Raw genomic sequence first — 11,344 nt, forward strand, 5'->3', positions numbered from 1 at the left:
CCACTGCGACTTGAAGGAGTCATACAACAATGAAAACCAATGACATCAAAGCCGATGCCCGACGCGTCATCGATATCGTCAAAGACGGCGGTATCGGGCTGGTGCCCAACGACACCGGATATGCCTTCGTCGGATCTTCGCTGGAACCGCTGCGCAAAATTTTCGAGACCAAGCAGCGCGGCAGCCACAAGCGCAACGCAATGGCCGGGAACCTTGATTTGCAGCGTGAAGTGCATGTGCTGGACAAGCGTGCTCAGCAAATGGTTGACGCGCTTGTACTCGACCACAACCTGCCGATCGCTGTCGTCGCGCCGTTTCGTCACGATCACCCGATGATTCAAAAGCTCGGTCCGGAGCTGCTCAAGGCCAGCTCAGCCGCCGGAATGATCGGGATGCTGTTGAACGGCGGAACGTTTCACGCTGAGCTTTGCAAAATCAGCCACGAAGAAACGGTGCCGTTGCTGGGTTCTTCGGCGAACTACACCGGTGCGGGCTCGCCCTTTCGTATCGAAGACATGCCCGATGAGCTGCGTAAGCTGGCCGACATCGAGATCAACCATGGCCTGCGTCGGGGCCATGTCTACAAGCGTGCCGGCACTGTGATCAATTTCAGCACCATGGAGGTCATCCGCATCGGCGGCTGCTATGAACTGATCTCGGATGTGCTGAAGCGCTATTTCGATGTGGATCTTCCCGCCGACCCAGGCGTGAATGCTTTGCCTTCCGGCCATTTGAACGAGTTCGGGCTGAGGGGCGTGGAGTAAAAACGATCGTTTATGGCCGCGCTGTCACGGCGCGGTCATGGGCGCATCGAGGACCACCTGACCCGCTGCCAGCGTGTTTACGTCGGCACCGGCGATTTCCATCAGGATGCTGGCCCGATCGGCCGCCATGTGGATGGTGAGATGCAGCACCGGGCGTTCGTCCAGATCGTGCATCAAGCGCACCATTCTCAGTAACGGCGCGCCCACCTCCGTATTCAACAAACGCGCGCGATGCGGATCGCCCACCGTCGCGCTGATTTCCTGTACGACGCGCCCGAACGCGATGCCCTGGTCCATCAGGATCTCGTAGAGCGGTTTTTGCATGAGTTCAGATTGCGTGACCTTCTCGCCAACCGACGCCAGCACCCATGCGTCCGTGACCATCGCCGGTTCGCCCTTGTGGTTACTGCGCAGGCGTAACGCATGCACCGCTTGTGTCCCGGGAGCCAGCTGCAGCAAGCGGGCAACATCGGGCGGCGGCACCGTTTGCTCAACATCAAGCACCTGAACGACGGTTTCGAACGCCGCTTTGCGCAGGCTATCGATGAGGTTGAGGTTCGGCGGCAGGCGTGTATTAAAGGGACCGTCGAGGACAAAGGTGCCGCGTCCATGGCGTCGCTCGACCACGCCCAAGGCGGCGAGGTCGGCCAGCGCACGGCGTACGGTGATCCGCGAAACACCAAAGCGCTCGCAAAGCGCCTCTTCGTTCGGCAACGCGCCGGACGTGTACACATCGCGTGCAATTTCTTCGCGCAGCACCAGAAAAATCTGGCGATGAAGGGCGGTGCCCCTGGTTCCGGAGAGCGGGGAGGAATCGGTGGTTTTGTTCATCGGCGCAGCATAGCAGGTTGTCCTCGCAGCAATAAATAACCTACGCGCACGGCTCTGGACGGGTGGGCTTGTGCTTCGATTGTAATATGTTTATAACAACAGTACGTCACGAGTTGTGCCGACCGTTGCGTTTTTCGCAGCGGCTCCAAGCCGGTGGCGCATTGACAAAAATAAGATCGAAAATAAAAAGGTTATTCCAATGATAAAAAAGCCTTGTCTTCCTATCCGCACGTCCGTGCTGCTGACAGCTGTGGCGTTCACGCCGGTGGCTTTCGCTGATTTCCTCAGCGACTCTAAAGCTCAGCTGCAATTGAAAAATTTTTATTTCAGTCGGGATTTCCGCGACGGCTTCCCGTCGCAGTCCAGACGCGCCGAGTGGGCACAAGGCTTTCAGCTCAATCTCAAATCAGGCTTTACCGACGGCCCCGTGGGCTTCGGCCTGGATGCCGTGGGTATGCTCGGGGTCAAGCTCGACTCAAGTCCGGCGCGCGCAGGCACCGGCATCTTGCCCCGCGGCGAGCATGGCGCCAGCGATGACTACGCCAAGCTGCTGGTGACCGGCAAAGCCAAATTTCATGAGACCGAAGTGCGAGTAGGGGGCTTGAGCCCGGCCTTGCCGTTGCTGCTCTCCAACAACACGCGCCTGTTTGACCAATATTTCAACGGCGCGCAGATCACGTCCAAAGACTTCAAAAACGCGACCGTGCACTTTGGCCGAGTGGATCGGACCAAGCTGCGGGATTCGTCCAGTTTCGATGGGCTGACCACCACAGAGCACGCTGAAACCAGCGACGGATACACCTATGGCGGCATTGACTACAAGGTAACGCCCACGCTGCAACTGAGTGCCCATGCCAGTGAACTCGAAGATTTTTACACGCGTCAGTTTCTCGGCCTAACTTACAGTCTGCCCGCCGGGCCAGGTCGGGCCTTCACCGATCTGCGTTATTTCCGGGCCAGGCCGGTTGGGCAGGAGAAGGTCGGCAATATCGACAACGACGTGGTCAGTACCAACTTCGGCTACCAGCTGGGGGCTCATACGTTGAGTGGCGGCTATCAGAAGGTGTCTGGCGCGGCAGCGTACGCCTATGTCGGCGGGACCGGCACGTACCTGTTCAGCGAACAAACCACCAGCACGTTCTCCGCGAAAAACGAGCGTGTGTGGCACGCCCGCTATGACTATGACTTTGCCGCATTGGGCATTCCCGGCTTGAAAATGAACATCCGCTACGTGAAAGGCGATCAGGTGGATCCGCAGGATCTGACCAGCCGCAAGGGACGATTATTGCGGGCAGAAGGCAGGGAAGGGAGTGAGTGGGAGCGCACCACGGACATTACCTACGTCATCCAGAGCGGCCCGTTGAAGAATTTCGGCATGCGCTGGCGTAACGGTACCAACCGCTCCAACTATGCCGACAGCGCCGATGAAAATCGGGTAATCCTGACGTACGGGATCGACTTCTGATGCCCTGCACGGCCTGTAGCGTCTGTGCGCAGGTGATAACCGCTCCGTGTCCTGTCACTCGACGATTCAGGTGAGGCTATCAGCGAGCTCTTGAGCAACCTTCACCTCTACCGGTCCCGGTCGTAGGCATGCGGCACATCGATTTGCTTCGCCAGTCGTAGATGGCTGAGTGAGCGAGGGGCCAAATAAGCCGCACATTCTATCCTCCTTGAAAAAGCGCAGCGTGCCGAAACTACGCAGCGAGCGCAGGCTGAGGCTGATGCCTTGGAGCAGGTGATTACCCAGTCGCGCTCAAAGGCGCAGCCGACCCGCAGGAAATGTATCGCTAGCACGGGTAATCGGCGGCTTACGTGGTGTAGGTGCGGCTGTCGGAAAACGTCTCGCGGGGTGGGGCGATTGCACATTTTATACATCGTATAAACGGGAGGCTCTGACTTGGCGTGGGGCTGTATATTCAGTCCTTATGATCGCCACTGATCCGGATCACCGCCGGTCCGTTAGTCACCGGAATCTTTGATCAAAGGGAACTACCGACCAGCCAGATCTCTTGTAGCAGACGAATCCAATTCAGTTTGAACGGGAGAATGCAATGAAAGCCATCGTGTACAACGGGCCGCGCGACGTCAGCGTACAAAACGTCCCCGACGCCAAGATCGAAAAGCCTACCGACGCAGTAGTGCGCATTACCACCACCAACATCTGCGGCTCCGACCTGCATATGTATGAGGGTCGAACCTCCATGGAGACCGGTCGAGTCTTCGGTCACGAGAATCTCGGAGAAGTCATTGAGGTCGGTGTCGGCGTAGATCGCGTCAAGGTGGGTGATCGCGTTTGCCTGCCTTTTAACATCGGCTGCGGATTCTGCGAGAACTGCGAAAAGGGATTGACCGGTTTTTGCCTCACGGCCAATCCCGGCACTGCCGGTGCTGCTTATGGTTTTGCCGAGATGGGCGATTATCAGGGCGGCCAGGCTGAGCTGCTACGGGTGCCCTATGCCGACTTCAACTGTCTGGTCCTGCCAGAAGATGCGCAGGAGAAAGAAAACGACTACGTGATGCTGTCAGACATCTTTCCTACCGGTTGGCATGCAACGGAGCTGGCTGGGCTGATGCCGGGCGAAAGCATTGCCATTTACGGTGCGGGGCCCGTGGGACTCATGGCTGCACATGCCGCGATGATCAAAGGCGCTTCGCAAGTGTTCGTGGTCGACAACCATCCGGATCGATTGAAGCTGGCGGCGCAAATGGGTGCCACGCCGATCAACTCGCTGGAAAAGGAAGCGGTCGACCACATTCTCAACCTGACTCACGGCAAAGGTACTGATCGGGGCTGTGAATGCGTTGGGTATCAATGCTGTGACAAACACGGTCATGAAGCCAATCATCTGACCATGAACAACTTGGTGGCTTCGACCAAGGCCACGGGTGGTATTGGCGTCGTCGGGGTGTTCGTGCCTCAGGATCCAGGTGCGCAGAATGAACTTGCCAAAGAAGGGAAGATGGCGTTCGACTTCGGTGCGTTCTGGTTCAAGGGTCAGCAGATTCGCACCGGGCAAGCGAATGTGAAGGCCTATAATCGTCGGCTCGCCGAGCTGATTCACCATGACCGTGCCAAACCTTCGCAGATCATTTCCCACAGTCTGAAACTGGCTGAAGGGCCTGATGCGTACAAGCATTTTGATGCGCGGGATGAGGGGTGGACGAAGGTCATTCTGAAGCCGGCAGCGTGATGGCCATCATCACGGCTTGAGCCAGCGATTAAGCGGCATTGTGGAGGTGTCAGATGATGCGCACCGCATTGCCGCCCATTGCTTCCAGGTGCAGAAATCCACACAGCTGCCATTCACGATCCTTTGAGGGATACCGCTCGTTGGTTGGATGTTTTCGATGAGCCGGTGCAGATCGTATTCATGGCGCATTTCGGTGGTACAGCGATGGGGTTTATCGCCGCTAGCTTATCGGCAGGCAGTGGTCTCCTGATGCAACCGTTCAGATTAGAAATTCCCCCCAAATTTCTGGCTTAACAAGAATGACTCAACGATACCTGAAATTCAGCAAAACATAACTGATCATGGTTAATGTTAGACCGATCAATATGTATTCGACACGTGGCAGCCATATAACTGAGCCACCTAAAGACAATACGATCAACGTGTTTTGAAGGATGTATTTCCTTATCTTGGGTACGGCTACGAAGTAGCCATATTGCTTGCCTACGAAAAATAAGAACATGCCGATGACTGACATGATTTGGAAGTCGTGTATCGCAATGTCGTTCAAGATCGCGTGCCTGATCAAGTTGGCGAGTAGCGCCAGCCCCAAAAACAGGAAAAGGTGCGAGTAGATCAGGGAATGCCCAGTCATGCTGCTTTCATTTCTGCTCAGGAAGTAAAAGCTATCAAAATAGATCCACCATATACTGCAGGTCATGACAAATCCGGTAATGGCAGCCATTACATTAAAAGGATTCCATTGAATGTCAGATAACCCTCCAGCAAGGCTGATCACTGACTCGCCCAATAAGATAAGGGTGAGTAAGCCTAGTCGTTCAACCAGGTGGTCTGTATGCGCTGGCAGGGGTTTGAGTTTGCTCCAGGGAAAAACAGGAAGCAGAATATCAAGAATGATTCCAATGTAAGCGACAATGTAACGCATCGGGGGGTCAAAGATAACCGATGAAAGACTGATCGCTGAGCTTACTAAAAGGGCGAAGCCAAGCCTGGAGGCGTATTCGCTACGGCCGTCGACCGTATTGATGGTCGAGATGTACAGGATGCTGATGATGGCACGTATACCAACATAGCAGGCTATAACTAGCAGGTAGTAGACTTCCAGTTCTTCCCCAATCCGTGCGGACAGCACAATGAGCAACAGCATTATCAATAATGTTGACAGGCGGTGAAGATTGCCGTCTGTGTCAAATCGGTTGGCGTAAATAGTGTGGCTTGACCAGATCCACCACAATGGAACAAAAAGCAGTAAAAAACTCCATATCTGCTTAGGTTCAAAATGGCCTTGATGAAGATGTCCGAGAATATGCGTCACCTTGCCGATGGCAACAACAAATATCAGGTCAAAAAACAACTCTAACCATGTGGCGCGTCTATTTTTTTCATAATACTTCAGAGATTTCATTCGCTGCTGGCTCCGCGTGCATCTAAAAGCGTCCATTGCCTGAACCTTGATAGATGGGTGGTGAGGGCGTGCTTAGCGGGATACCACGTGCCCGGCGGGATAGCTCAATCCCCGATCAGCGGATTCACAAAAGAAACGAGGCCTTAATCTCAGCCTGAACCTGAGTGTTTTGGCAGCCGGACGTTCAAATTCCGCCTGAAGAAGCACGAGGTCATCCTCCGTGTTTCCGCGGTATTGAATTGAGGGCCAAGCGTGCAGCAGAACGATTGGATGCTCTCTGCCTCACCGGTGACTATAGTCGCGTTTGGCGCTGACCGTAGTCGCCAAACGAATTTTCGGCATACTCCAAGGCCAGCAGCACCTCGCGCATTTACCTTGCTGTTATTTCAGGCGGCTTTATTGATTCGATGTTTTTTGCGGGTGTTGCGCTACGAAAGTCGAGGATACTTCTGCTTTCTGGGGTATGGTCGCTGCCGTTACAACACCCAGAAGCTGACCAGAGCCACGTCTCGAACATGTGACGATCAGGCAGAGGCGATCACAACGGCGGAATGGTCTTGGTTCGTTCACTGCCGAACGGCGTCAATCTGACACTGTTTTTTATGTCGCCTCTGAGCCTTTCTTCAGCGGGCGCCGCTGCCTACAGTGCGCGACTCGACGCACGAGTGGACAGTGATCGCCCGCCCACCAATTCAGGCTCTCTGTAGACCGGACGACCTCGAGAGTCTTCAGGAATCACCATGATTACTCGTCCCGATTTTCACGGCAATACGCTCCCCGAGTCGCAACGTGACATTCTTGGCATGATCGCAAGCGACCATCGTCTGGACGACATACTCTGCGCCATCTGCCAGATGCAAAATGCCCAAAGCCCCGATACGTTCTGCTCCATTCTCCTCACTGACGCCGAGGGCAAGCACTTGCTGAGCGGTGCATCGCCCGGTCTGCCGGCCAAGTACAGTGAGGCGATCCATGGGATGGCAATCGGTCCACGGGAAGGCACCTGTGGTACGGCAGCGTTCCGGCGCGAGATGGTGGTCACCGAAAACATTGCTACAGATCCGAACTGGGAGCGTTTCCGCAGCCTGGCGCTTGGGCATAACTTGCATTCATGCTGGTCGGTTCCCTTGCTCTCCCATGAAGGCAGCGTGTTGGGCACATTTGCCCTGTATCAGAATCGCACCCATACGCCAGACGAAGTACAGATTCGACAACTTGCTTGCGCCGCCCAGCTGGCAGTCATCGCAATCCGTCATGAGCGTGACGGTCAGCGCCTGGAGGAAAGTGAGCAACGCTTTCGTTCACTGTTCACCTATAACCCCAACCCGGTGTTCGCGCTCGATCTTGTCGGCAACATCCAGAGTGTGAATCCCGCAGGCCTGAAGCTTAAGCCGCAGACTGCAACCCAGTTCATAGGCCATCACTTTTCCCGTCTGGTGCCTGAGGAGGACCTGAGCCGGGTCAGTCAGCATTTTTCCGCAGCGCGCGCCGGATCCCCTCAACGCTTCGAGGCACGGCTTCGAGACGAAAATGAAAAACTGTTGACCATGGACATTTCGAACCTGCCCATCATAGTCAACGGCGAGATCGTTGGCGTGTTTGGCATTGCCCGTGACATCAGCGATCAGAAGCATTTCGAGCACCAGTTGAGTTTCAATGCCAGCCATGACCAGCTCACCGGCTTGCTTAACCGTGTTTCCCTCGAAGACCAGCTTATTCTGGATTGTCACCTCAGTCGTCGGCGTAAGCGGCTGTTGGCGGTGATGTGCATAGATCTGGATGGTTTCAAATCCATCAATGATTCGATCGGCCACTACTTTGGCGATCAGGTGCTGATCGAGGTAGCGCGACGCATGGCCGAGCAGGTTAGGCCCGGGGACACAATCGTGCGCATGGGCGGTGACGAATTCATCGTTCTGTTGCCGGACCTGCTGCGTGATGAGGACGTCGTGCCGGTGGCCGAGCGATTGATGGCCAGCATTGCCAGACCCTACTGCATCCAGGGCATCGACCTGCACGTGAGCGCAAGTATCGGCATCACGCTGAGCGATGGTCACCTTGAGCAGCCGATGCAGTTGATCCAGCAGGCTGACATGGCCATGTACAAAGCCAAACAACAAGGGCGTAACAACTTTCAGTGGTACACCAGCGACCTGAATCAGCGCGTTTGCGAGCACGCCAGGCTACGCAATGACCTGCAGAAGGCTATCGAGACTCACTCGTTGCAGCTGCATTATCAACCGCAGATCGACGCACACACCGGGCGTGTCGTCGGGATCGAAGCGCTGCTGCGCTGGGAGCATCCGCAAAAGGGATTCATCCCCCCGACGGTGTTCGTTCCGGTGGCCGAGGACAGTGGTCAGATCATCGCGCTGAGTCTTTGGGTGCTCGATACGGCCTGCGCTCAGTTGCGCCAGCTGGACGAGCAGGGCAACACGGGCATCTCGATGGCCGTCAATATCTCACCGATGCATTTTCAGCGTGGCCATTTCGTCCAGTATGTCCAGGCCACGCTGGAGAAACACGGCCTGCGGGGTGAACAACTGGAGCTGGAGATCACCGAGTCGCTGCTGTTGCATAACGCTGAACAGGCGATCGAGACGTTGCACCGGCTCAAGGCATTGGGGGTGCGCATTGCACTCGATGACTTCGGAACCGGCTTTTCCAGCCTCAGCTACCTTAAGCGTTTGCCGATCGACAAGATCAAGATCGACCGTTCGTTCATCCGGGAAATCGCTACCGATCCTCACGATGCAGCGATCACCCAGGGCATTATTTCCATGGCCCACCACCTCAGCCTCATCGTGGTCGCCGAGGGCGTGGAAACGGCGTCCCAAATGGAATTCCTGAAAGGCAGTCGCTGCGATATTTTTCAGGGTTATCACTTCGCCAGACCGATGCCGTTTGCCGCCCTCGAAGCGTTCCTGAGCCATCCAGAGCTTCATCCCTGACCGGCTGTTCGGTGGGTCTGCGTCTTGAACATCGGATGCTGAGGGAAAGGGGGCAGCTTGCGAGGAGATGGGCTGGGTGCAGCTAATGACGGGTGACGACGCGGTCCGGCGTCTGCTTATGGCCGTTTGCTCTGCCGGCGGAATGACCCGACGCTCTCTCATTCCCACGACGCTGGAGCTTACTGGCAAGTCGGCAAATATCCCGTTGGGCTTATTGCAAAGCATGGCGCATGATGACCTGGTCGTAACAGAGGAGACACGTCATGGTCAACGTAGCGTTGTTCGTTCGTCTCGAAGCAAAACCCGGGAAAGAGAAAGAGGTTGAGCGCTTTTTAGTGAGTGGTCTTGCAATCGTGGCGGAGGAGCCAGCCACCACGGCCTGGTTTGCCATCCGCCTGGGGCCTTCCACCTTTGGCATCTTTGACGCCTTCCCGAATGAAGCCGGCCGAGAGGCTCATCTCTCGGGCAAAGTCGCCGCCGCGCTTATGGCAAAGGCTACCGAGCTGTTTGCCGAACCTCCGTCAATCGAGAAGGTTGATGTCCTTGCGGCAAAGCTGCCTGGCTAAGCAACCCCGACGAGGTTTTCAACCCGTCCCTGCCGCCGTTTTGCCGCGTCAGGGACGCGGCTGAGTCTGGACGCTACCGCAGGTCTCTTTTCGCGGGGCAGGTGCCAACAGCGACTATAGTCATTGGTGCGTCAGATCAAATCAGCCGTTGCGCTGCCAACCTGGCCTCAACCCCCGTTCCGCAAGCGCACGGCGGACCTCCTTCTGCTCGTTGATGCGCACCGTAATCCTCGCAGCCGAAGACACTCAAGCTTGTATCGAGGCATCTTCGCCATTCTGAATCCCTTGACGGTGGATGCCGTTATCCCGCCGGGCGAGTCGTATCCGGCTGAGCAGTATCCACCCCACCTATCAGGGCTCAAGCAATGAACACTTCAGCATTGGATGATGCAAAAGAAACAACCAACAGCCCGGTTCAAGGGCCACTTCCAGCCGGCACTGTCGCCCCCGATATCTCCCTGTACGCGACCCCCGATCAGCGGCTGTCGTTGCACGAGCTAAAGGGAAGTCCCGTGATACTGGCGTTCTACCCCGCTGACTGGAGCTCGGTGTGTGGCGACCAACTGACCTTGTACAACCAGGTGCTCCCTACATTCAGAGAGTACGGCGCGACGCTGCTGGGTATTTCTGTCGACAGCGCCTGGTGTCACCAGGCCTTCGTCAAAGATCGTGGTTTTCACTTCAGCCTGCTTGCCGATTTCGAGCCCAAAGGGGCGGTGGCGCGGCAGTATGGTGTGTACGATTCCCACCTTGGAGTTTGTAAGCGGGCGTTGTTCGTGATTGACAAGGAGGGGCTGATCGCCTGGAGCTACGTTTCACCAATGGCAATTAATCCTGGGGCGGACGGCATTCTGGATGCATTGGATGCTCTAGCGGATTCCTCACACAGCATGCCCACCACAAACCAGTAGGTGATCACATGGCCACTCTTAAAGTCCCGGTAACTGCAAACGACCATCGCCAGGGAAGGGCGCATGCCAAGGTCACACTGGTGGAATATGGCGACTACGAATGCCCCTATTGCGGTTTGGCGTATTGGGTCGTCAAACAGCTGCAGCAGCAGTTCGGTGACGATCTTTTGCTTGTGTTCCGTAACTTCCCACTGACCACCGCTCACCCGCATGCGATGGGTGCAGCTGTCACCGCTGAATACGCCGGGAGTCGAGGATTCTTCTGGGAAGCCCACGACGAGTTGTATGAACATCAGGATCGATTGGGCGTGCCTCTGTATGGCGCCATCGCCCTGAGACACGGCCTTTCCAGCGATGAACTCGTGGTTGCCATGCAAACCGATATCTATCTGCCCAAAATACAATCCGATTTCAATGGCGGCGTACGTAGCGGGGTAAACGGCACGCCCGCGTTCTACATGAACGGGCTTCGCTATGACGGACCTCCCGAGGTCACCGAGATGAGTCAGGCGATTGAGCTCTCCTCAGCGCGTGGACTCAATCGCTAGCGAGCGCCTGGGTAGATAGCTAACGACAGGCTTTTTTCACACGAACTGTCTGGACGTCGTTCGTCGGTAATCAGGTAGCCGTGGCGCGCGTTCATGAGATCGCGACTATGTTGATCGAGTGGCGTCGTTTGCCAAGGCCGCCATCCCCTCCCACGTCATCGTCTTGCCGACCAA

The 11,344-nt window shown here is 56.1% G+C and carries 9 protein-coding genes; 7 read left to right on the plus strand and 2 right to left on the minus strand.

The annotated features are described in order from the left end of the window. The first annotated feature begins 29 nt into the window (after positions 1-29). Positions 30-764 (plus strand): Sua5/YciO/YrdC/YwlC family protein, encoded by a 735-nt coding sequence (locus B3N48_RS17015; protein WP_296185673.1) that lies wholly within the window; start codon positions 30-32, stop codon positions 762-764. A gap of 24 nt (positions 765-788) precedes the next feature. Here the strand turns inward: B3N48_RS17015 and B3N48_RS17020 are convergent, their stop codons facing one another. Beyond that, positions 789-1,595, minus strand: coding sequence for a GntR family transcriptional regulator (locus B3N48_RS17020; protein ID WP_296185675.1), 807 nt, complete (start codon positions 1,593-1,595; stop codon positions 789-791). 199 nt (positions 1,596-1,794) lie between these two features. On the opposite strand from B3N48_RS17020, the gene B3N48_RS17025 reads away from it, so the two are divergent. Continuing rightward, on the plus strand, positions 1,795-3,060 hold the full coding sequence (locus tag B3N48_RS17025; RefSeq protein ID WP_296185677.1) for an OprD family porin: 1,266 nt from the start codon (positions 1,795-1,797) through the stop codon (positions 3,058-3,060). A 589-nt stretch (positions 3,061-3,649) separates the two neighbouring features. Further along, entirely contained in the window at positions 3,650-4,789 is a 1,140-nt protein-coding gene (locus tag B3N48_RS17030) for a glutathione-independent formaldehyde dehydrogenase (protein ID WP_296185679.1), read from the plus strand. A gap of 304 nt (positions 4,790-5,093) precedes the next feature. On the opposite strand, the gene B3N48_RS17035 is transcribed toward B3N48_RS17030, so the two are convergent. After that, positions 5,094-6,194, minus strand: coding sequence for a low temperature requirement protein A (locus tag B3N48_RS17035; RefSeq protein WP_296185681.1), 1,101 nt, complete (start codon positions 6,192-6,194; stop codon positions 5,094-5,096). 740 nt (positions 6,195-6,934) lie between these two features. Here B3N48_RS17035 and B3N48_RS17040 point away from each other — a divergent pair. The 4 genes from B3N48_RS17040 (at position 6,935) to B3N48_RS17055 (ending at position 11,170) form a co-directional block, all read left to right on the plus strand. Continuing rightward, positions 6,935-9,145 (plus strand): putative bifunctional diguanylate cyclase/phosphodiesterase, encoded by a 2,211-nt coding sequence (locus tag B3N48_RS17040; RefSeq protein WP_296185682.1) that lies wholly within the window; start codon positions 6,935-6,937, stop codon positions 9,143-9,145. 263 nt (positions 9,146-9,408) lie between these two features. After that, positions 9,409-9,711, plus strand: a complete 303-nt coding sequence (locus tag B3N48_RS17045; RefSeq protein ID WP_296185684.1) for a putative quinol monooxygenase — start codon at positions 9,409-9,411, stop codon at positions 9,709-9,711. Positions 9,712-10,076: 365 nt separating this feature from the next. After that, complete coding sequence (locus tag B3N48_RS17050) at positions 10,077-10,622, plus strand: redoxin domain-containing protein (RefSeq protein WP_296185685.1); 546 nt, start codon at positions 10,077-10,079, stop codon at positions 10,620-10,622. Between the two features lie 8 nt (positions 10,623-10,630). Then, the gene (locus tag B3N48_RS17055) at positions 10,631-11,170 is read left to right on the plus strand and encodes a DsbA family protein (RefSeq protein ID WP_296185687.1); all 540 of its coding nucleotides are present in this window, start codon (positions 10,631-10,633) and stop codon (positions 11,168-11,170) included. The last annotated feature ends 174 nt before the right edge of the window (positions 11,171-11,344 follow it).

Source organism: Pseudomonas sp. UBA1879, from assembly GCF_002338065.1.
In the GTDB taxonomy this organism is placed as follows: Bacteria; Pseudomonadota; Gammaproteobacteria; order Pseudomonadales; family Pseudomonadaceae; genus Aquipseudomonas.

Excerpts from the sequence above, each read along its gene's own strand:
- B3N48_RS17015 (WP_296185673.1), top strand. The coding sequence starts at position 30 with ATGAAAACCAATGACATCAAAGCCGATGCCCGACGCGTCATCGATATC.
- B3N48_RS17020 (WP_296185675.1), bottom strand. The coding sequence starts at position 1,595 with ATGAACAAAACCACCGATTCCTCCCCGCTCTCCGGAACCAGGGGCACC.
- B3N48_RS17025 (WP_296185677.1), top strand. The coding sequence starts at position 1,795 with ATGATAAAAAAGCCTTGTCTTCCTATCCGCACGTCCGTGCTGCTGACA.
- B3N48_RS17030 (WP_296185679.1), top strand. The coding sequence starts at position 3,650 with ATGAAAGCCATCGTGTACAACGGGCCGCGCGACGTCAGCGTACAAAAC.
- B3N48_RS17035 (WP_296185681.1), bottom strand. The coding sequence starts at position 6,194 with ATGAAATCTCTGAAGTATTATGAAAAAAATAGACGCGCCACATGGTTA.
- B3N48_RS17040 (WP_296185682.1), top strand. The coding sequence starts at position 6,935 with ATGATTACTCGTCCCGATTTTCACGGCAATACGCTCCCCGAGTCGCAA.
- B3N48_RS17045 (WP_296185684.1), top strand. The coding sequence starts at position 9,409 with ATGGTCAACGTAGCGTTGTTCGTTCGTCTCGAAGCAAAACCCGGGAAA.
- B3N48_RS17050 (WP_296185685.1), top strand. The coding sequence starts at position 10,077 with ATGAACACTTCAGCATTGGATGATGCAAAAGAAACAACCAACAGCCCG.
- B3N48_RS17055 (WP_296185687.1), top strand. The coding sequence starts at position 10,631 with ATGGCCACTCTTAAAGTCCCGGTAACTGCAAACGACCATCGCCAGGGA.